The following is a 20,438-nucleotide window of genomic DNA, read 5'->3' as shown; positions in this document are numbered from 1 at the left end:
TGATGGCAATTTTTTAGGAAAAAATATGTTTACAAACTCTGGATATAGGCTTATAGTGAAGTCAAGGTTTTTCCCTTGGTAAACTCTTTGTCCCATTGGAAATAAAATTTTTTTTGACTAAAATGTTTCCCTAACACAAAATAATTGTAAACAAGCAATATTAAATAGGAGGCCATGACGATGTTCCGTAAATCGGTTGATAAGGTATCAAGACGTAATCTTTTGAAAATGGGAACCGCTGGGGCTTTTGCTGTCATTGGCAGTGCGTTACTGAATCCATTTGGTAAAACAACATTAGCTGCGGATAAGCATAGCGTTCATAATGCTATGAAAGAGCAGTTGCATGAAGGTATGAAGCATGGTTATGTGCCGAGTACAGAAGTGACTGAAGGTTTTAAAGCAGCACAGAAAGCACTCACAGCATTTGATTATGGAAAGGTAAGTAAGCTTCCTGATGGAAGAACGTTACGTGAATACGAAATTTCATCATATGAAAATAATGTTGAGATCGCGAAAGGGATCAGGTTTCCCGGATGGACATTCAACGGCACGATACCAGGACCCACTATTCGTTGTACAGAAGGGGACGTCCTTCGCGTGAAGTTTACCAATGCAACGAGCCATCCTCATTCGATTCATTTTCATGGTATGCATCCTACCAACATGGATGGACTGGAAGCAGTTAATGCAGGTGGTTCATTCACATATGAGTTTGAAGCAAAGCCTGCTGGTATGCATGTTTACCATTGTCATGTTGCTCCTCTCGCCAGACATATTCATAAAGGACTTTATGGTAACTTCATCATTGATCCGAAAAAGCCAAGAGCTGCTGCAAAAGAACTCAATATGCTTATGAATGGCTATGATCTTGACCTAGATGGCGAAAATGAAGTCTACACGGTGAATGGGTACGCCTTTGCCTATCAACAGGAACCAATTAAGGTGAAGGTTGGGGAACTCGTACGTATTTATCTCAGCAATCTTACTGAATTTGATCCCATTAATTCTTTTCACCTTCATGCGAACTTTTTTAACTATTATGCAACGGGCGCGGATCCTGAAGCACGTCCTAATTTTACAGATACCATTATGCAATGCCAGGGAGAGCGAGGCATATTAGAAATTGTATTCCCAGCACCTGGGCGATACATGTTTCATGCGCATCAAAGTGAATTTGCTGAGCTCGGTTGGATGGGCTTCTTCATAGCTGAATAAGAAAGGAGGAGTGAGCGTACGATGAGTAATAATATTCAAAGTGAAAACAAGGTTTCAACTAACAAATTTAAAGCTATACTATGGGGAATTCTCCCCCTAATTTTGTTAATTGCGATTATTACTACCATTGCAAAAGTGGGAACAGGAATCGAAAATGAGCCGGCTGCTCCTATTGAAGTTCTGAATGTGGAGAAAATAACGCTCAATGATGAAGGAATCCAACTTAAGGTACTTAATTCAGGACCGGAGGAAATTACGATCGCCCAAGTCGTTGTAGATGGAGCCTTTTGGAATGCGGAATTCTCACCAAGTGATACCTTACAAAGATTTGAACGTGGAACAGTCAAAATCCCTTACCCCTGGGTACAAGGTGATCCGCATGAAGTTAAACTTATCACCTCGAATGGGTTGATATTCACTGGTGAAGTTGCAGCTGCAGCAGCAACACCTGAACCAAATGGTAAACTATTTTGGCAATATGCATTAATAGGATTTTACGTAGGGGTTGTTCCTGTTGGGTTAGGACTCATGTGGTATCCATTTTTACGTAGATTTTCAGTTAGAGGGATGCATGCTATTCTCGCATTGACGATAGGGCTTTTGTTCTTTCTGGTGATCGATACCTTTCAAGAAGGATTTGAAATGGCTTCAGAAGCTCCAGGTGTATTTCAAGGTACCGGACTCGTTTGGTTTGGTGCCCTGCTCAGTTGTCTCTTCTTAATAGCGGTGGATCAGTCTAATGATCGCAAGCTAAACAGCAGCTCTTTAGATGGAAGAAGGGTATCTAACAAAATTGCCACAGGTATTGGTCTTCATAATTTTGGCGAAGGGCTTGCCATTGGATCCGCTTTTGCGGTTGGAGAAGCTGCTTTGGGAACTTTCTTAATCATCGGTTTTACCCTTCACAATATCACGGAGGGTGTCGGAATAGCGGCCCCACTGCTTAAAGATCGTCCGAACTGGAAGACGTTTGTCACCTTAGCATTGATCGCCGGTGGACCTGCCATTATTGGAACTTGGGCAGGCGGATTTATTTTTAATGATACATTAGCCGCGCTATTCTTCGGTATTGGCGCTGGTGCCATTCTACAAGTTATTTATGTCATTTCCAAAATGATTCTTAAAGAATCCGAGAAAAGAGGTCTTTCTCCTGTTTCTTGGATGAATTTTGGAGGGTTAACAGCAGGAATTCTTATTATGTATGTGACAGCTCTCATGGTTAAATTTTAATTCAGAAACCATATATGGGGTAGGTGCACATCATGCTATCAGGCATTGGCGTATCAGGCTTTGTCATCATCTTTGCAGTTGCGTTACTTTTATTTGGACCTTCGAAGCTTCCGCAGTTAGGCCGCGCATTCGGTACAACGATTAAGGAGTTTAGACAAGGCACGAAGGGATTGTTAGAAGAAGATACCAAAGAGAAGCAGAAAGTAGAATGAATAGAAGACCAATCCATATTTTGCGGATTGGTCTTTTTAATGTCCCTGAATGACAACTTGTACAATATATGCAATCGAGTCTGCATAACCGTTTAACAATTTACAAATAATACCGTTGTTTACCTGATAAGGAGGGCATAAAAACAATGAATTTAAGAGTTCGAAGCAAGCAGGGGATCTCTCTGTTGGTCGTTCTTTTGGTAGCACTGGCTTCCACAGGATGCGCGAAAGATAAATCGCTCAAAGTTGGTATGGAGAAAAACTCCCGTCCCTTCACGTACACAGAAGGGGAAGAGAAGAAAGGCTTCGAAGTGGAATTATGGCAAGCCATTGCTAAAAAGGCGAAATTAAAATATGAATGGGTACCCATGGAATACGGTGAGTTGAACAAAAGTGTAAAATCTGGCGATGTGGATCTGGCAATTGCCGGAATGACCATCACGAATGCACGCAAGAACAAATTAGACTACTCAGATCCTTATTTTCAATCGGGAGAAGCGATACTCACCGCATCAGATAACGAGGCGATCAAAGGTACAGATGATTTGGCCCAGAAAATAGTGGCTACAAGAAACGGATCGACTGCTTATCATTTTGCGAGTGAAATTCAAGGGATCAAAATAAGGAGCTATGCGAATATCTCCGATGCTTACGATGATTTGAAAAATAAATCCGTCGATGCCGTTATTTTTGAAGAGCACAGTATTCAAGATTATGTGCAAAACTCAGCAGATGGAAAAGCTAAAAAAGTAGGAGAAGTATTCAACAAAGATAGCTACGCTATCGTTGCTAAAAAGCGAAACATGTACATGGGAAGGATCAATAAGGCTATACTAGCAGTCTCCAAAGATGGAACTTATGAAGCTCTCTATACGAAGTGGTTCGGAAGTAAACCAGAAAAAATGCCGAAAAAGCTCAAAGACGATATGGAACATGATATCGAACATGAATCATAAGTAAAAAGTCGACTAGCTGATAGTCGACTTCTTTGCCTTACTGATTATTCTGTCACGTCGGCTGCTCTTGGTACCCACAGAATCATAAAAACAAGTGAAAATAGAACAAATATCGGTGGAGCATATTGGATTAATAAGTTTTCCATAGGTTTAATCACCCTTCTTTATAAATTTACCTTGTACATAATCAGCATCAAAAAGAAATAGACGCATAAGCAGAAACAGAGATGGGATTAGAATAACAAGCCCTGCAATAAAGGCGATGACTAGCGCAGTTCCCATTGCTTGATTCGTAAAGTTTTCGTGAATGGAGATGTATGGAAATAAAATATAAGGTAAATGGGCCTTACCATAACCAAAGAAAGCAAAAGCAAATTGCAAAAGTACCAATATGAAGGATAGACCTAGCTTGATTCGTTTCCAAAGCAAGTAGACGGCAACTAAAAAACAGATAAATGATGCTCCGAACATCCATCCAAGGTTAAGCATGTTGCGGAAATGTTCTGGGTTTTGTTGGTTTATAGCGAAAAAAACAAGCAGACTTGCAAGAATAGTAGGTCCGCTCCAGAAAAGAGCATAGCCTCGTAAAATTCCAAAAGCGGGGTAGTCTTTTGCTCTATAGGCATAGAAGGAAAGGAACATGGACGAAATATAGAGGACGCTGACTAGCGATAACAATATGACCGACCACGTATAAGGACTCCCAAGTAACTTACTCCAATCAAGAAAAATCATGCCGTTCTGTTCAACGATGATTCCACCCTCAGAAATGGTAAGCACTGTAGAAAGGGTTGCAGGGATGAGCAAGCCAGTTGCTCCATAGAGCAGCATGTACCATTTGTTATCTTTGGAACCATAGTTGCTGAAAGCGTAGTAGGCTCCTCTTATGGCTAGCAATATGATAGCTACACTACCTGGCACGAGTAACGCAGTACCGTAATAACGTGCTGTTTCAGGGAAGAATCCAACCATACCGATGTAGAAGAAAACTAAGAATACATTGGTAACTTCCCAGACAGGAGACAGATATCTTTCAATGATCTTATGAATGATATGCTTTTTCATCGTAATAACCGAATAGTAGCTGAAGAAACCCGCACCAAAGTCAATGGACGCCACTATTAAATATCCGTATAAAAAGATCCACAAAACAGTTATTCCAACAAGTTCTAGACTCATTCTTTGGTCCTCCCCCCGAAAATACCAAGTGCAATCAGTTCATCTGCAACATCGTTTTTTCTGAAAAGTTTGGATAATACTTTTACCGCCGTCAGTGCTAAAACGATATAAAGTAAACAGAACAGCAGTAACATGGTGTCCACGTCTTGTGAAGTTGTAGCGGCATCCGCTACCTTCATATATCCACGCAGAATCCATGGTTGGCGACCAACCTCCGCGTAAAACCATCCGCATTGAATGCCTAGCATGGAAAGCGGACCACACACAACGATAATCGCTAGAAGCCATCTCGGATAAGGTTTACGGGATTTTTTGCGTGCGTACCACATATGACAAATGGCAACGACAATCACAAACATACCTATAGCAACCATGGCGTCAAAGAAATAATGCACGTATAAAGGAGGACGAAGATCTTTAGGAATATCATTCAGCCCTTTTACCTCAGTTCCTGGAGTTCCACCTGCCAAGATACTTAGTGCATAAGGAATTTTCAATGCATATTTAACCTCATTATTTTCAGTCAAAATACCGCCAAGAACGAGTGGTGCATTCTTTGTTGTTTCGAAATGCCACTCGGCTGCAGCAAGTTTTTCAGGCTGAGTATGAGCTAGAAATTTGGCTGATAGATCACCGATCATTGCCGTAGTTATGGCGAACACGAGCCCAGCAGTAACGGTCAATTTTAAAGCTTTCTTGGCGTATAAAGTGTCCCCCTTTTTCCTGAGAAGGGAGTAGGCAGCTATAGCAGCCAAGATGAATGCGCTGGTCATGTAGGCAGATGAGAGTACATGTGCCACTTTGGTAGGCATTGATGGATTAAACATAGCTAGAATCGGCTGTACATTTGTAATCAAGCCATCTTTTAGAGTGAAGCCTTGCGGCGTATTCATGAATGCATTCACAGTCGTAATAAAAAAAGCTGAAGCAGAGGAGCCAATGACAACAGGCACGAGTAGTAACAGATGATGCTTAGGTTTTAATCGTTCCCATGTATATAAATAAATGCCTAAGAAGATAGCCTCGATGAAAAAGGCGAATGTTTCTAGAAATAACGGAAGCGCAATGGCTTGCCCGGCAATCTCCATGAACTTCGGCCACAATAGGCTGAGTTGAAGCCCGATAGCAGTACCAGTAACCACTCCAATGGCAACAGTGATAACGAAACCCCGAGCCCATCTTCGTGCGAGCAACGCATAATAGGGATCTTTACGTTTAATGCTGGCTAACTCAGCCAACATGATCATGACCGGAACGCCAACACCGATGGTAGCGAAAATGATATGAAATGCCAGTGTGGTCTCAGTGAGCAGGCGGCTGTAAAATACGGAATCGTAGATAGGCATATGGACTCATCTCCTTTGTAGCTTTCATAGGTTCAAAAAAACTTGCGGATAAAAGAGAGTAACATGACAAAAGCAACAATGAACATCAGGTACATCAATCGTTTTTCATGTTTTCGAGATTGGTTCAAGGGGCATCACCTTCTGATTTCAATTTGATTTGTTATATATTTCTATCTTACGCCATGCATGTGATTTTTTTCACATAATATGTGAATACGGTTTGAACAAAGTATTACAACTTTATTAACGTTAAATCCAACAAAAACCCCAATGCCTGTTTAATCAAAGCCCCATCTAAATATGATGGGGTTCTAATTTGACACATATATTAGAGTACGCTAATATGATAATCATATTAGTGAATGTTAATTTGTTTGGAGGTAGTCTCAATGAATCAAGATCCATTAGAGCAATTAGATGTTAAAGCCAAATTCATTCGCGGCTTTAGTGATAAGACGCGGCTTCAAATACTGGAATGTATTAAAGATAAAGAAAAGCCTGTATCTCAAATCGTTGACGAAATTCAAGGGAATCAATCGAACATTTCCCAGCACCTCGCTTGTTTGAAGGGCTGCGGGATTATTGTTGGAAGGCAAGAGGGGAAATATGTGTATTACAGTTTAAGCAATGAGAAGATTAAGGATATGTTACATATGTTCGATACTGTACTATCCCTAGTACACGATGGTGTTACCAAGTGTGATACGGGACTTTACTAAAACGGGGGGATTGAGATGTCCGACAAAGAACCGAAATTCAAAAAAAGCCTAACCTTACTGGATATAAGTACCACTTCAAATACAAATGCCGGTTGTGAGGATGATTGTTGCAAAGTATCAGAAATTCCACATGTACAAAACACAGAAGACCAATCTGGTCAAAAATCAGATTTTCTAATCGGCGGTATGGATTGCCCTTCCTGTGCATTAACCGTGGAAAAAGCAGTCAAGGGTATCAAAGGGATCAACGGAGTTCAAGTCAACTATAACACAGGCAAAATGCAAGTCGTTTATGAGGATGAAAAAGTCCTTGATCAAATACCTGATACAATAAAAAAACTGGGGCACACCATTGAGGCTGTTCAGAAGAAGGGCAGTGGGAGAATCTATAACATAGAAGGAATGGATTGCAGTTCCTGCGCTTTAACAATAGAAAAACATATGAAAACCCTCCCCTCAGTCAAAAGTGTAAGTGTCAATTTCTCAACTGGGAAAATGACAGCTGAACACGACAGTTCAGTCGAAGAAATCATCAAAGAAATATCCAAATCCGGTTATAAAGCTACGCTAGTTTCAAGCAAAAGGAAAAGTGATCAGGTCAAAAAAGACAATTCAGGTACAAACCTGATAATTTTTTCTGGAGCCCTACTTCTTTTTGGATTTCTTGGCTCGTTCGCGAATGTATCACCAAGCTTTACAACTCTACTTTACGCAGTATCGATTATAATAGGTGGCTATAAACCAGCTAGAAGCGCCTATTATGCTGTGAAAAGCCGTTCATTGGATATGAATGTATTAATGACTGCAGCTGTGCTTGGTGCCGCGGCAATTGGTGAGTGGTTAGAAGGTGCTACGGTAGTTTGGTTGTTTGCACTAGGAAATGTTCTTCAAACGAAGTCCATTGAAAAGACTCGAAATTCGATACGAAGCTTAATTGACCTAGCGCCTCCCGAAGCATTCGTGAAGAACGGTCAGGAGCTTATTAGAAAGCCCGTGGAAGAGATTTCAGTTGGGGATGTCATTGTTGTTAAACCAGGTGATAAAATCCCGTTAGACGGTTTAGTCATTGGTGGAGAATCGAGTGTAAATCAAGCGCCAATTACAGGAGAATCCATTCCTGTTGATAAGCAAGTTGGTGATGGTGTATACGCAGGTACAATTAACGAACACGGTTCCTTGGAGATTAAAGTAACCAAGCTGGTTGAAGATACAACCATTTCCAAAATCATTCACCTTGTCGAAGAAGCGCAAGAACAAAAGGCTCCTACGGAAGCTTTTGTAGATAAATTTGCTCGTATCTATACGCCAATTGTATTTATTCTTGCACTCGTTGTGATGGTTCTTCCCCCACTTATGGGTATTGGAACCTGGGGAGAGTGGTTTTATAAAGGATTAGAGTTATTGGTCGTAGCGTGTCCTTGTGCATTGGTTATTTCAACTCCAGTGGCAATTGTTTCAGCAATAGGAAATGCAGCCAAGAACGGGGTACTTATCAAGGGTGGAGCCTTTTTAGAAATAGCGGGAAGGATTTCAGCGATTGCTTTTGATAAAACGGGTACTTTAACGGAGGGAAAACCAAAGGTATCTCAAGTTGTATTGACGGGATTGAGTGAAGTTGAGTTGCTGCGTATTGCCCGAACATTAGAAGAATATTCTACACACCCCATTGCAAAAGCAGTAGCCCAGTACGCCAAAGATAAAGGCGTCTCAACCCTTCTAGGAGATAAGTTCAGAAACATCGTAGGTAAAGGTGTTGGCGCGATTATAGGAGATAATGAATACTTTGCAGGAAACCTTAAATTGTTCAAGGAACTAAACACTTCTCTAGGAGAACTAGAATCACGAATCTTATCCCTTCAACAAGAAGGAAATACAATCGTTATTATTGGATCAAAAGAGAAGATATACGGTGTTATTGCCGTTGCGGATGCTATTCGTGCTACTTCCGTAAAAGCTCTTAAAGGACTTCAAGCAGTTGGCGTCAACCAAGTAGTGATGTTAACAGGCGACAATGAATGTACCGCTAAAAAAGTTGCTTCTGCAACCGGGGTAAACCGATATTTTGCAGAGCTGTTACCCGAAGATAAAGTGAAAGCCATTAAACAACTTCAAGAAGAAGGAAACATTGTAGCGATGGTTGGAGATGGTATCAATGATGCTCCTGCGCTTGCAACTGCCAATATAGGTATTGCAATGGGTGGGGCCGGAACTGACACGGCAATGGAAACCTCAGACATCGTGTTGATGGCTGACAATCTAGAAAAACTACCCCATACTGTTAAATTGAGTCGAAAGGCAATACGAATAATCAAACAAAACATTTGGTTTTCGCTTATCGTCAAAGCTCTTGCTTTGATGTTGATTTTCCCTGATTTACTTACCCTATGGATTGCTGTGATTAGTGATACAGGTGCAGCATTAATTGTAATTATGAATAGTATGAGATTAGTGAAAGTTAATGGGTGAAACGAAGGAGAGCCTCCTTCGTTTTTTCCTTCGTGGTTTGATAAGCTGGGTCTGTTGAGTGCTGATATCCATAGTAAACTCGGTCAATTTATTAGTAAGCAGGGTGACCCGATTTTTGGTCTTGAACTTATGGCCTTAATCAGAGAAGGAAAAGTAACAATCAAACCGAGAACCAATGGAACTCATCATAAATTAATATCGTTTGAAGACGGAAGTAACGTGGAAGTTGAAAATGTGGTATGGGCAACGGGTTTCCATTCGGATTATAGTTGGATCCAGATTCCTGGCATTTTAAATGAAAAAGGGAAGCCGATTCACAGCAGAGGGGTTTCAAAGGTTAAAGGATTATTCTTTTTGGGTTTACCGTGGCAATACAGAAGATGATCTGCCTTATCGGTGGCGTTGGACTTGATGCAAAGTATATTGTCGAGTGTATAACCAATAGTGATATTAAGAAACAATTTTTTCATAGCTGGAGAAGATCTTCAATAAATAAGAAAAATCGAGCTTAAAGAGCTCGATTTTTCTTATTTGATAGCTGGTATCATTAATATAACTTTTGATACGACAACATTCCGCCATTTAACATTCTGCGCCTACAGAGTTAATGTCTTTATCTCCATACGTTTCATCCTATTTATGAGGCTCAACATTTACGAAGATTGGGTTGGAATAAAACCAAAGGTCTTTATAGTTACGTTTGTTGATTTCAGCGAAACGGGTTTCATTATCCTCAATGTCCGTTTTTTGATCGATCAATGGCTCTCCACTGCTTGTTTCCCCAATAACATCGGTCCCCAGATTGGTTCCTCTCAGTCTGAAATACTGGTTTTTACTCGCTTTTACTTTATAGGTGATCACATTATAACCATCGTTATCCGTTGTCCATTCATTGCTTGTGAAACGTTTAAGAACTTTGGTGGAATCGTTCGTATCTTTACTGTAATCTTCTGTTCCTGGTATCGCCTTACCAGTTACATCACCGGAAATAAGATCTACATGATCGACCTGAACGGGGTCGCCATTATTGTTTTTCTCCGGACTTTTGAACCGGATCGTGATCTTGAGGTTGTTCCCATCCTTCACCTGGAGGTCTCCGCCCATTTCTGCTTTGCTTTTCCCGTGAGAAATATTAAAATCAAGTTCGTTAATCAAATCACCGAACACAGAAAATGATTTTCCGGACCGCATTCCGTTCAGGACAGCCTGCATATTAGAACCGTTTACCCATGTATAGTTCTTGGAGTATTCACCAGACCAGTATCCGCTTGAGTATTGGCGATTAGTGCTTATTTCAAAATGAGAATCCGAATTGGCAAAATTCCAAAACCTGCGACCTTCTCCAAGCAACGCATCCCACACGCCACCTAGTTTTGCTATCATGTAATCCGAACCTCCATATGTTCGGTTTTTGGGAGTGGTTAAATTTAAGCCGCCTCTATCAGGTTCCATTTGATTGCCCGGCATGCCTTCAAGTCCGAAAACAACGTTCGGGGCTATATTATTGAAGTCCCGAATATCAGAAATTGTGTAAACCGTTTTTCTCGATGGGTGATTTAAGATACCATAACTGCTTTTCGGATAATTCGTTTCAAGCCATTTTAGAGCTGTGCGCGCATCATCTCGGGTCGAGTAGGCTCTGTTATCGTTTGCTTTCCATGCTGCTACATCTGCCGGATCAAACATTCTTTCATCTCGGTTAGTAAACAAATACTCAAACTGATTCGACACTTTCAAACCCTCTGCAAATCCCGGCTTGTCCGTCAAAATCCCAATTCCAACATGCTCGTATGTGGGCATATCCCACTCAAAGCCTGTGGAGATAATTTTATTCTTATATTCGCCTGCATCTTGCAATTGTTTGATTTTTGGCGCCTGATACTGGATAATCCCCTTAGATAACGGAATTGGGCCTCCCGGAATAGGGTTTCCTTCATCATCGCGCGATGATGTTCTCAGGTGATCTGAGATTGCAATCCAATCCATACCATACTTATTAAATGCATTATCCAGCACATCCTTAAGTGATTGCTGAGCATCGTCGGATTGAAAGGTATGCACGTGATACTCACCTTTCATCCATTTCCCGCCAGATTCTGTCGGGTTATTATTATTATTGCCAACAGAACCTTTGGCATAAACTGGTAGACCTTGTGAAAGGATTGAAAGACTGAGGGCTAAGATAGTAAGTGACTTCTTTTTATGTAACACGTAGCCAACTCCTTTAAATTTTAATTTTGTACAACTTTTTAATTATATCTACCAAGCATTTAAGGAGTGTTAGAGTGATATATAGTTTTCGTAAATTCGATGTTCGCTGAAAAAAAAGTGCAATTGGAGGCAATTGACACTTCTTTATTTTTTTAATTGCGGGCTAGAAAGCCCTTTGAAAAAACCATATACATCCAAAGAATAATACGGCAGTTGACACACTAGGCAAAAACCACTTATACGATAATCGTTTATTTATGAAAATGAGAACTGGGAATACCAAAGATACAATGAGGATTTGACCTAATTCAATTCCCACGTTAAAAAACAATAATGACGCAGCCAAATGGGTTGCACCTAAATTTAGTTCCGCCAAGATTCCTGCAAACCCAAAGCCATGAATTAATCCAAAAGCAAAGGCGATCCACGGGGCGTGCTTGGATTCGGGTTGAAAGATGTTTTTAAGTGCTATATAGATAATACTCAGTGCAATCGCAGATTCAACCAACTTACCAGGTAATTGCACGATGTCTAGCGTTGCAAGGGCAAGCGTGATGCTGTGTGCGATAGTGAATGCTGTGACTAAAGAAAGGATATGACGGATCGTTACGGCGCCAATGAGCAAGCTGATTACAAATAAAATATGGTCATAACCCGTAAAGATATGTTTTAATCCTAACAAAAGAAATTGTTTTGCGCTGGTGAAAAAGCTCATTTCTCCGATATTCAATTCTCTTACCTCGTACGTAAAGATAAACTCTTGTTGTTTTTCTCCAATTTGAACTTTTGCCATGTTTGCATGACTAGGATCACTGTCTTCAAAAAATACGTTGTAACGAACATTCAAATTTTCCGGAATTTTATTAACAGAGTAAGAAAGGATAATATCAGCAAATGCGCGTTCTTTTATCTTCAAGACAGACATTTGATTAATGGTTCCTTCAATGGGAATGCTGTCTGCGTAAACTACAATATGCGTATTCATATATTCTTGGAGAGGAAGTTTGTTTTGGTTGATGATATCATTCATTTCCTCTAAGTTTTCAACGTTTTGTTCATTCATCTTGAATCCAACCGCATGACTTAATTCAATTAAATCGAGTTGAAGGTTGTAATTTATTTCTTGATCTTGAACATCTATTTTGGAAAAACCCTCACTATTATTGCTGTGAGCATTGGCAACTGGCGATGAAATTAAGAAAACAATAGCTAGAATCATGATTAACCATTTAAGTTTCACTATTACTACACATCCTCTTTGTTCATTTCAAAAGGAAAGACGAGGAGCTAGTTGACTTAACTCCTCGCCACAAACCATGTACAGTGATTTTATTTCAAATTCATAAAGATTGGGTTGGAGTAGAACCAAAGGTCTTTCCATGGATCTTCACCTTTAGGATCGACACTTGGTTCAAGTTCATTCGTGTTTGTTCCGCGAACCCGTATGTAACTATCCTTGTCCACATTTTTCAATGTATACGTTATAGTCATATACTCGCCATCTTGCTTCCAGTTGCTCTCGTCGAACCTAGCTACCACTTTCGTAGTCGGGTTAGATGCCGTAGAACGGTTTTCCACTTTTCCTGTTACTTCACCCATGATAAGATCGACGCGATTTACTTTCGGAGTATCGCCGTGGCTATTGACTGCGTTCGGGTCTTTAAATCGAATAGTAAATGTTACATCGCTTCCATCTTTCTTTGGGATATTTAATGTTTCACCGATGGAAGCCCGATTGCCGTTGGACTCAGCATGAGCAGGGGACTTTCCTACAGCTTGCGCAGTCACATCCAATTCATTAATCAAATCACCGGTTGTTACGAATACTCGTCCATTACGTAAACCATCCAATATATCCGCGTGAGTTTTCTCTGCCTTCACATAGGTTTTGGAATATTCTCCAGGCCAGAAGTCGCTGCCGCCATCACGCCAGTTTACATGTGAATCAGAAGTTGATGTGATCCACCAATGTCTTCCCTCTCCCAACATGGAATCCCAAAGACCGCCCACTTTAGCGCTCATCTGATCAAATCCGCCCATGGTCGGGAAGCTGCCATAAGCGCCCCGGCTACCTTTTGGATCAATGGAACCATCCGGATTGATTGCGCCAGCCTGATGACCAGGCGCCCCCTCCATACCTACGGATACATTTGGTGCTGCATCGTTCCAATTACGGAACTCTTGCGGAGTATCCTGCCCCCAAGCTCCATCTGCATTAGCTGAACGCGCAGGATGATTTGCAAAAAGAACAGGAGGTTCTTCTAAGTCTTTCATGTAATTTAAGGCATCGATCATATTGGATTCAGTATCCCGCTGCGGATCAGTAGGATAAGGATCGCGTTTATTAAATTTACTTTCAATATTGTAAAGTGTTTGTGACTCTTGATCGGACTTCGGAATGATTAGTGAGCTATGATCCGCTGCGGGTGTATCGAATTCCATACCATAGAATAAAATCATGCCTGGAACCGCTTCACGGGCTTTGAGCACTTCGGGATAAGCTTCTTCCAAATTCACTTTTGAATGGTTTGGACCGCCGTGATCGGTGGAAACCATCCAGTCCACGCCATATGAATTTGCCATTTGAGCGTTCTTCGTAATTGGGTAAATGGCATCTCCGCCTTTGATACGTGTTGGTGGAGTGGTGGAATTATCCCAACCGACACTCCATTCACTATGAACGTGATGATCACCGGCAAGCCAAGTAGCATCCTTCTTACTTGATCCTTTTGCTTCTGCTGTCGATGTTTGGAACCCATTGGTAAAGCCTTGTGTGGTAAAAGCTGCTGTGGCGAGTAATGTTACTGCTAACATTGGGAATGATTTACGATTCAATCTCAAAATCTCTCACACTCCTTTTGATTTCTAGCTTCGAGTCAATGATAACTATAATTTGTAAAATCAAGTCATTAATTATGTGTCTTTATTATTAATTTGATGTAAGATGCGTATGCCATGCAATTCTGGAATCTTTACTTTAATAATCAAATTACAGAATTTTCTTTATTGATGTTAAGAAGTAGTAATAGGGTTTATAAATGCATTTTATTAATCAAAAAAATTTGATTATGCTATTGCAATCTATTAATGGGAGGTTTCAAGTTACCACAAAAAGTGGGGAGATTCTTGATGCTGAATCTGTTATATGTGCAACAGGCTCATTTCATAGACCCTATGTACCTGACATTCCTGGATTAGCAGAGTTTCGAGGTGAGGGTTTAAACAACTATTAGAGAGTGGAAAGCCAAATCAAAGACCAATGTTTACCTCGATGTACGAGGATGGTGTTGTTTGGGGGGATGGGGAGAAAGAAAGCGTAGATGCAATCATTTTTGCTACTGGCTTCAGGCCTAATTTATCTTTTTTAGTGGGATTGAATGCGTTGGATGATCGTGGATTTCCAAGACATAAGGTTGGAGTTAGTAATGGTATAGAGGGACTAAATTTTGTTGGACTTTCTGGGCAAAGATCATTTGCCTCCGCAACACTACGTGGAGTTGGGGACGATGCCCGATATGTAGTGAAAAAGGTGATCAGAAAAAAGCTGTTAAAAGTGCAAAGATGTCCGTTAATAAGGATGGGTTTATTAATTTTTTTATGACAAAGGCGATTTTACAATTGTAAACAAGGATCGAGTCCCATTAAAAAACCTTATTTTCTTGTTGCTTCATAATGTTTTGATTGGTAGGCAGCTCATTAAAAAACTTAATTATTATTTGCCTTTACATTGAAGCATCTAGAAACCGCACCAAATCAACATTTCCATGAAAGAACTTTATTTTCCCACGTCAATAATCAGAGAGGGCAATAACAATTCTTTCGCACTTCAAATGTTCAATTTTACAGTAACTTAACGTGAGCATTACACGGCATTAACCTTTGTAACTTGGCATCAAGTTAGACTAGGTCTATAGACATGAAGCTCATCCGAAATTTAAAAGCTTTACCTTTGAATTCGTACCTATCTTATATCCATTATTGCGGAGGTTTATATGAAAGCAGAATTGCATTGCCATACCAAATTGTCTGATGGTTCTCTTACATTTGAAGAAGTCTTGGACTTGGCTATCCAAAGAGAGGTCCTACATCTGGCTATTACAAATCATGATACAACCCAAGAACTCACTTTGATGGTTGACAAAGGTCTGGAACAGGGAGTGGAAATCATTCCCGGTATTGAAATTTCAGCCTATGATTTTATAAGAAATCGCAGAATTCATATTCTTGGTTATTATATCGAGCCTGGACATGATGCCCTGGCCACGCTTTGCAGTCCGATGTTGGAGATGCGTCATGAAGGCTGCCGAAAAGCAGTCGACAGATTGATTGAAGCTGGTTATGCCATCACATGGGAGCAAGTGCTCCAGTATGCAGAAGGCGGTACGGGGGTTTATAAACAGCACATCATGCATGCGTTAATTGATCAGGGCTATACAACCTCAATCTACGGTGACTTATACAAGAAGTTGTTTTCACGTGGCCAAAACGGGGAGCAGCCGGGCATAGCCTACCTCCCAACGAAGTATGTCGATGCAGGAGATGCCATTCGGGCTATTTTAGCGGCAGGCGGAGTCCCTGCACTTGCGCATCCCGGACAGTATCGGAGTTTCGAAGCTTTACCTGAGCTTGTAAATGCGGGCCTTCAAGGCATTGAGGTATGGCATCCGCTGCATGGAACGGAAGATGAAGAGAGAGCACGCGGATGTGCCGAGGAATATGACTTGGTGATGACAGGCGGTTCTGATTTCCACGGCTTTTATGGAGAAAAAGAAGTGGAGCTCGGCAGTAAATGTCCGGGCATAGACACGGTTCATCTTCTCCGGACACGCAAACAATCGTTATTGGATGCTTAAAAAATACAGTTTATTATCCACCAAAGGAGCAGTTTACCTATGAAGCTTATTCATCAAGTTGATACCCATTCGCCGCTGTCGGTTGAGCCCAGCCTTCACGAAAGCAGCCATATCTTGAACAGTTTTGCAGGAGAGTGGACCTCTATCGGTCCGCGCAACAAGATGATTGAAGCTCGCATCGGGGATTATTCCTATACGATGGATGATGTCTTATCAATAGGGGAGGTAACGGGGATGTCTGAAGAGATGGATATTATGGATTACCTCATTACGGCAATCCAATCCGGCAAATTTGAGTCTGATGATAAATTGCCATCTGAAAATGAGCTTGCGGACCGGTTCAAAGTCCCAAGAATCACAGCGCGCAAAGCCTATGAACGGTTGCAGGAGCTGGGCTATATCTACTCGAAGCAAGGCAAAGGCAGTTTTGTGCAGGACAGAAATCTTCGCATTCCGCTCGATCTTTCCGGCAGTATCAGCTTTAGCCAGAAAATGAATGATTTGGGCTACAACTATCAGTCCAAGAACATATTTTGCGAGCCTATCGAGTTTAACAATAAAATCTATGAATCCCTTCAAGCAGATGATGACGACAGAGTGTATAGAGTGGGGCGCCTCAGGATCGTAAATGGGCAATCTATCGCCTTGCATACTTCCTACGTTCTGGAATCTATGTTTCCCCACATTTGCAAGGAAGGACAACAAATAACTTCCATGTTCCAATATTACGAAAGCAAGGGCTATCACCATTTTCAATCCAAACAGACGATTCTTCGTGTGACGTATCCTTCTAAATATGAGAGGAATCTGCTGGCATGCTCCAGCCTCATTCCTTTGCTGGTGCTCGAATCCGGGTGCATAGACACGGAGTCAGGGACGACACTGGAATGCAGCAAAATTATGTACCGTGGAGACTGTTTCTCCTATGAAATTTGAATTTACTTAATCTTAACAGCCACTAGCCTGGCAACAAGATAAAGTGAATTTCGAAGTGATGAAAGGCTTCTAAGATCAAGGAGGTCCAAGCATGAAACGAAAGCAAAGAACAGAGATTTTGATTAACGGATCTCCCGAAGTCGCAATTTCGTTATCCCGAGACATCATGAACCGTTACAACATCGTTGTGATCGAAGAGCCGAATCATGGACTTATCATGGTCAAGGTAAGAGAAACTGCGCAAAACAGCTTATTTTATTTGGGAGAAGTGCTGGTGACCGAATGCAAAGTACAGATTGAAGGCGCAATCGGTGTCGGGCTTATAAAGGGCGATGATCCGGAAAAAGCCTATGCTCTGGCTGTCATCGATGCCGCGTATGCGGCTGGCCTGAAAGAAACGAAGGAATGGTCCAGCATTCTTCAAGCAGAAAGCGACTTGATCGCCATCGGACGTGCGGCCTTCCAGGCGAAGGTGCTGCAGACCAAAGTTGATTTTGAAACAATGGACACGGATTGAAAGGAGACACTCACCATGAAACTGGATCTGGTTCACGATGTACAAAGAGCTTATAGAAAATTGATTGACTCCCTGTCAAGGCCTGGAGTAGTGACGGATCTCACCGAAGAAGCAGGGAAGCTGGAAACGGGCAATGGCTGCTTGCCAGCTACAAGGATCATGGCCGAAATGCTGCTGGATACGGAAGTCTCCTTAAAAGTGTTCTCGGAACGGGAAACGCAAGTTACGCAATGGTTCAAACAGACGAGCTACGCCAGAGAGGCGGAGGTTAGTGAGGCAGATTATATTTTTGTTTTGCGCGACGCGCAACCGAACGATCTGCTCCAAGCGCTTCAAGCAGCCAAAATCGGCGATCTGAGAGATCCTCACTTTTCGGCTACGCTGATTATCGAGACAGAAAGTCTCTACGGAGGAACGAAGCTGCGATTGACCGGACCAGGCATTCAAGCCTTTTCAAGCGCCGAGGTGCTGTTGAGCGGGAATTGGATGGATGCCCGGGCAGAGCGGAATGCGGAATACCCGCTGGGCCTGGATTGTATCTTTGTGGATGCGAACCATCGTCTGCTTGCTTTGCCTAGAACGACTCAGGTTCAGGTGGAGGAGGATAAGTGAAATGGGATATGTAGCAGTCAAAGGCGGCACACAGGCGATTGAAGAATCGTTGCAACGCATTCAATTCGAAAGATTGAAGAACGGCAAGTTCCTTGATGTGGATACGATCGAAGCGGGGATGAGAGGCTTAATCGATCAGGTGATGTCGGAAAGCAGTTTTTACAGCGAACAGCTTGCAGCCTTGGCCATCAAGCAAGCGGAAGGCAGTCCCGAAGAAGCCGTGTTCCTGCTGCGTGCTTATCGCTCAACACTGCCCCGAAAGCATTATTCCAAGCTGGTAAAACCAGAGGAAATGCGTGTAGAAAGGCGAATTTCCGCCTCCTTCAAGGATATTCCCGGCGGGCAAATCCTAGGTGCATCGACAGATTACTCGCATCGCATGCTGGACTTCGACCTCATGGAAGAAACAGAAGATCGTGTAAGCAGCTGGCTGCAGGCATATATAGGCGCGGAGGACACCCAAGCAGCTGAAGCAGCTGAAGATCGCCTGCCCAAGGTGCTGGATTATCTTAGAAAAGAAGGGCTGATTACGGACTGCCCACTCGACAATACGGAGCCGGACGATGTCACCCGAACCAGCCTGACCTTTCCGGCGAGCCGGAGCGAGAAGCTGCAAATCTTAACAAGAGGCCAGACAGGCGCCATCACCTCCTTGGCCTACGCGGTTATTCGCGGTTATGGCATGATTCACCCGACGGTTGGTGAACTGAGGGTTGGTCAACTCCCGATTTATGTGGAAAGTCCGCTGCATCCAAATGAAGACGATGATGAAGCTTACTATATGGGTGAGATTAAGGTCTCGGAAGTGGAAATGCTCGTTCCGGCAACGATAGAGAAGGAAAATGGCGTAAAGGAGCTAAAGCTGGACTTCGGCTACGGACTTTGCTTCGGACAGAATGAAACGAAAGCAATTGCCATGAGCATTTTGGACAAAAGTCTGGAGGGCGGCAATAAGAGCGTTCCAACGCAGAACGAGGAATTCGTTCTTTATCATATTGATTCGGTGGAATCCACAGGGTTTATTTCACACTTGAAAATGCCGCACTATGTTACCTTCCAATCCAAGCTGAATGATGTACGCAAAACAAGGCAGAACCAGTCCGTGGAATCTGAAGAGGAGTAGAGTCTATGCAAATTCAATACAACTTCGCTTTTTTAGATGAAGGGTCGAAAAGGGAGATCCGGCGGGCAACGCTCAAAGCTATTGCGATTCCGGGCTATCAAGTTCCATTCGCCTCCAGAGAGATGCCAATCGGGCGTGGCTGGGGAACCGGGGGGCTGCAGCTTACGCTTTCCTTGATCGGGAAGTCAGATAGGCTCAAAGTTATCGACCAAGGCTCGGATGAGTCGGTCAACGCAGTCAGTATGAAGAAGCTGATCAACAAAACGACAGGCGTCATCACAGTGGACGAGACAGCGGAAGCTACGCTAATCCAATCCCGGCACCGTGTACCGGAAATTCCTTTGCAGACGGGTCAAATACTGGTCCTACAAGTTCCGATGCCAGAGCCGCTGCGGATGTATGAATCCAGTGAACTAGAGACCAAGCGTCTTCATGGGGAGAAGGAATACAGTGGGGCATGGCTGATGTTGTTTGAGCAGATTATGAAGTACCGCAGCGTCTCAACTGGAGCTGATCATCCTGTTATGGTGCACGATCGTTATGTGATGGCGCCAAGTCCGATTCCAAAGTTCGATAATCCGAAGCTAAACAGCTCAGAAGCTTTAATTTTACTTGGCGCGGGCCGGGAGAAGAAAATATACGCTGTTCCTCCCTATACAAGGGTTGTCTCTTTGGCCTTCGAAGATGTTCCCTTTGAACCGGAGTCCTTTCTTGGTAAAAGCTGCAGGCAATGCGGTGCCCAGCATGTGTTTATGGACGAACTGTACGATACGGAAAAAGCCGCAAGCTACTCTCAGTGCAATGATACAAGCTACTGTCTAAGTCAAATGAATCAGCAGTCTTCTTAAAAGAGGTGAAGAAAA

The 20,438-nt window shown here is 42.3% G+C and carries 20 protein-coding genes and 1 pseudogene; 15 read left to right on the top strand and 6 right to left on the bottom strand.

The window, feature by feature from the left end; genetic code table 11:
- The first annotated feature begins 180 nt into the window (after positions 1-180).
- The 4 genes from GC098_RS02165 to GC098_RS02150 all read left to right on the top strand — a co-directional run bounded on the left by GC098_RS02165 (position 181) and on the right by GC098_RS02150 (position 3,613).
- Entirely contained in the window at positions 181-1,215 is a 1,035-nt protein-coding gene (locus GC098_RS02165) for a multicopper oxidase domain-containing protein (RefSeq protein ID WP_171640538.1), read from the top strand.
- Positions 1,216-1,236: 21 nt separating this feature from the next.
- Positions 1,237-2,445: a ZIP family metal transporter gene (locus tag GC098_RS02160; RefSeq protein ID WP_171640536.1), complete on the top strand. Its 1,209-nt coding sequence runs from the start codon at positions 1,237-1,239 to the stop codon at positions 2,443-2,445.
- 32 nt (positions 2,446-2,477) lie between these two features.
- On the top strand, positions 2,478-2,657 hold the full coding sequence (locus GC098_RS02155) for a twin-arginine translocase TatA/TatE family subunit (protein ID WP_171640534.1): 180 nt from the start codon (positions 2,478-2,480) through the stop codon (positions 2,655-2,657).
- Positions 2,658-2,803: 146 nt separating this feature from the next.
- Positions 2,804-3,613, top strand: coding sequence for a transporter substrate-binding domain-containing protein (locus GC098_RS02150; RefSeq protein ID WP_171640532.1), 810 nt, complete (start codon positions 2,804-2,806; stop codon positions 3,611-3,613).
- Positions 3,614-3,657: 44 nt separating this feature from the next.
- On the opposite strand, the gene GC098_RS41920 is transcribed toward GC098_RS02150, so the two are convergent.
- From GC098_RS41920 to GC098_RS02140, 3 genes are read right to left on the bottom strand one after another with little or no spacing between them, the layout of a single operon-like run.
- The gene (locus tag GC098_RS41920) at positions 3,658-3,759 is read right to left on the bottom strand and encodes a cytochrome bd oxidase small subunit CydS family protein (RefSeq protein WP_446686364.1); all 102 of its coding nucleotides are present in this window, start codon (positions 3,757-3,759) and stop codon (positions 3,658-3,660) included.
- 4 nt (positions 3,760-3,763) lie between these two features.
- Complete coding sequence (locus GC098_RS02145; protein ID WP_171640530.1) at positions 3,764-4,792, bottom strand: cytochrome d ubiquinol oxidase subunit II; 1,029 nt, start codon at positions 4,790-4,792, stop codon at positions 3,764-3,766.
- Positions 4,789-6,138 (bottom strand): cytochrome ubiquinol oxidase subunit I, encoded by a 1,350-nt coding sequence (locus tag GC098_RS02140; protein WP_171640528.1) that lies wholly within the window; start codon positions 6,136-6,138, stop codon positions 4,789-4,791. The genes GC098_RS02145 and GC098_RS02140 overlap by 4 nt, the downstream gene beginning before the upstream one ends.
- A 389-nt stretch (positions 6,139-6,527) precedes the next feature.
- Between GC098_RS02140 and GC098_RS02135 the strand changes: the two genes are divergently transcribed.
- The 3 genes and pseudogenes from GC098_RS02135 to GC098_RS02125 all read left to right on the top strand — a co-directional run.
- Positions 6,528-6,857, top strand: coding sequence for an ArsR/SmtB family transcription factor (locus GC098_RS02135; protein ID WP_171640526.1), 330 nt, complete (start codon positions 6,528-6,530; stop codon positions 6,855-6,857).
- A 15-nt stretch (positions 6,858-6,872) separates the two neighbouring features.
- Complete coding sequence (locus GC098_RS02130) at positions 6,873-9,323, top strand: heavy metal translocating P-type ATPase (protein WP_171640524.1); 2,451 nt, start codon at positions 6,873-6,875, stop codon at positions 9,321-9,323.
- A gap of 33 nt (positions 9,324-9,356) precedes the next feature.
- Positions 9,357-9,766 (top strand): annotated as a pseudogene (locus GC098_RS02125) (oxidoreductase); the annotation flags it as partial.
- A 190-nt stretch (positions 9,767-9,956) separates the two neighbouring features.
- Here the strand turns inward: GC098_RS02125 and GC098_RS02120 are convergent.
- The 3 genes from GC098_RS02120 to GC098_RS02110 all read right to left on the bottom strand — a co-directional run bounded on the left by GC098_RS02120 (position 9,957) and on the right by GC098_RS02110 (position 14,375).
- Positions 9,957-11,534, bottom strand: a complete 1,578-nt coding sequence (locus GC098_RS02120) for a CehA/McbA family metallohydrolase domain-containing protein (RefSeq protein WP_171640520.1) — start codon at positions 11,532-11,534, stop codon at positions 9,957-9,959.
- A 163-nt stretch (positions 11,535-11,697) separates the two neighbouring features.
- Positions 11,698-12,774: a HupE/UreJ family protein gene (locus tag GC098_RS02115; protein ID WP_312879971.1), complete on the bottom strand. Its 1,077-nt coding sequence runs from the start codon at positions 12,772-12,774 to the stop codon at positions 11,698-11,700.
- A gap of 89 nt (positions 12,775-12,863) precedes the next feature.
- Complete coding sequence (locus GC098_RS02110; protein ID WP_171640518.1) at positions 12,864-14,375, bottom strand: CehA/McbA family metallohydrolase domain-containing protein; 1,512 nt, start codon at positions 14,373-14,375, stop codon at positions 12,864-12,866.
- 197 nt (positions 14,376-14,572) lie between these two features.
- On the opposite strand from GC098_RS02110, the gene GC098_RS41440 reads away from it, so the two are divergent.
- The 8 genes from GC098_RS41440 (at position 14,573) to GC098_RS02070 (ending at position 20,423) form a co-directional block, all read left to right on the top strand.
- Positions 14,573-14,767, top strand: a complete 195-nt coding sequence (locus GC098_RS41440) for an NAD(P)-binding domain-containing protein (protein ID WP_171640516.1) — start codon at positions 14,573-14,575, stop codon at positions 14,765-14,767.
- A gap of 26 nt (positions 14,768-14,793) precedes the next feature.
- Complete coding sequence (locus GC098_RS02100) at positions 14,794-15,135, top strand: NAD(P)/FAD-dependent oxidoreductase (RefSeq protein ID WP_171640514.1); 342 nt, start codon at positions 14,794-14,796, stop codon at positions 15,133-15,135.
- Between the two features lie 391 nt (positions 15,136-15,526).
- A complete protein-coding gene (locus tag GC098_RS02095; RefSeq protein WP_171640512.1) occupies positions 15,527-16,387 on the top strand; it encodes a PHP domain-containing protein in 861 nt (286 codons plus the stop codon).
- 39 nt (positions 16,388-16,426) lie between these two features.
- A complete protein-coding gene (locus tag GC098_RS02090) occupies positions 16,427-17,323 on the top strand; it encodes a GntR family transcriptional regulator (RefSeq protein ID WP_312879970.1) in 897 nt (298 codons plus the stop codon).
- Between the two features lie 91 nt (positions 17,324-17,414).
- Positions 17,415-17,840 (top strand): phosphonate C-P lyase system protein PhnG, encoded by a 426-nt coding sequence (gene phnG / locus GC098_RS02085; RefSeq protein WP_171640510.1) that lies wholly within the window; start codon positions 17,415-17,417, stop codon positions 17,838-17,840.
- A 15-nt stretch (positions 17,841-17,855) separates the two neighbouring features.
- A complete protein-coding gene (phnH, locus tag GC098_RS02080; protein WP_171640508.1) occupies positions 17,856-18,452 on the top strand; it encodes a phosphonate C-P lyase system protein PhnH in 597 nt (198 codons plus the stop codon).
- Between the two features lies 1 nt (position 18,453).
- A complete protein-coding gene (locus GC098_RS02075; protein ID WP_171640506.1) occupies positions 18,454-19,575 on the top strand; it encodes a carbon-phosphorus lyase complex subunit PhnI in 1,122 nt (373 codons plus the stop codon).
- A 5-nt stretch (positions 19,576-19,580) separates the two neighbouring features.
- Positions 19,581-20,423 carry an alpha-D-ribose 1-methylphosphonate 5-phosphate C-P-lyase PhnJ gene (locus GC098_RS02070; protein ID WP_171640504.1) on the top strand — a complete coding sequence of 281 codons (843 nt, stop codon included), beginning with the start codon at positions 19,581-19,583 and terminating at the stop codon, positions 20,421-20,423.
- The last annotated feature ends 15 nt before the right edge of the window (positions 20,424-20,438 follow it).

The sequence above is a fragment of the Paenibacillus phytorum genome (assembly GCF_013141715.1).
GTDB lineage: Bacteria > Bacillota > Bacilli > Paenibacillales > NBRC-103111 > Paenibacillus_E > Paenibacillus_E phytorum.
Note: the sequence above shows the minus strand (reverse complement) of the source record. Positions and strands in the feature narration are given on the sequence as shown.

Coding starts and splice junctions, on each gene's coding strand:
- GC098_RS02075 (WP_171640506.1), top strand. CDS start 18,454: ATGGGATATGTAGCAGTCAAAGGCGGCACACAGGCGATTGAAGAATCG.
- GC098_RS02145 (WP_171640530.1), bottom strand. CDS start 4,792: ATGAGTCTAGAACTTGTTGGAATAACTGTTTTGTGGATCTTTTTATAC.
- GC098_RS02150 (WP_171640532.1), top strand. CDS start 2,804: ATGAATTTAAGAGTTCGAAGCAAGCAGGGGATCTCTCTGTTGGTCGTT.
- GC098_RS02155 (WP_171640534.1), top strand. CDS start 2,478: ATGCTATCAGGCATTGGCGTATCAGGCTTTGTCATCATCTTTGCAGTT.
- GC098_RS02070 (WP_171640504.1), top strand. CDS start 19,581: ATGCAAATTCAATACAACTTCGCTTTTTTAGATGAAGGGTCGAAAAGG.
- phnH (WP_171640508.1), top strand. CDS start 17,856: ATGAAACTGGATCTGGTTCACGATGTACAAAGAGCTTATAGAAAATTG.
- GC098_RS41920 (WP_446686364.1), bottom strand. CDS start 3,759: ATGGAAAACTTATTAATCCAATATGCTCCACCGATATTTGTTCTATTT.
- GC098_RS41440 (WP_171640516.1), top strand. CDS start 14,573: ATGCATTTTATTAATCAAAAAAATTTGATTATGCTATTGCAATCTATT.
- GC098_RS02130 (WP_171640524.1), top strand. CDS start 6,873: ATGTCCGACAAAGAACCGAAATTCAAAAAAAGCCTAACCTTACTGGAT.
- phnG (WP_171640510.1), top strand. CDS start 17,415: ATGAAACGAAAGCAAAGAACAGAGATTTTGATTAACGGATCTCCCGAA.
- GC098_RS02165 (WP_171640538.1), top strand. CDS start 181: ATGTTCCGTAAATCGGTTGATAAGGTATCAAGACGTAATCTTTTGAAA.
- GC098_RS02135 (WP_171640526.1), top strand. CDS start 6,528: ATGAATCAAGATCCATTAGAGCAATTAGATGTTAAAGCCAAATTCATT.
- GC098_RS02140 (WP_171640528.1), bottom strand. CDS start 6,138: ATGCCTATCTACGATTCCGTATTTTACAGCCGCCTGCTCACTGAGACC.
- GC098_RS02100 (WP_171640514.1), top strand. CDS start 14,794: ATGTTTACCTCGATGTACGAGGATGGTGTTGTTTGGGGGGATGGGGAG.
- GC098_RS02160 (WP_171640536.1), top strand. CDS start 1,237: ATGAGTAATAATATTCAAAGTGAAAACAAGGTTTCAACTAACAAATTT.
- GC098_RS02090 (WP_312879970.1), top strand. CDS start 16,427: ATGAAGCTTATTCATCAAGTTGATACCCATTCGCCGCTGTCGGTTGAG.
- GC098_RS02095 (WP_171640512.1), top strand. CDS start 15,527: ATGAAAGCAGAATTGCATTGCCATACCAAATTGTCTGATGGTTCTCTT.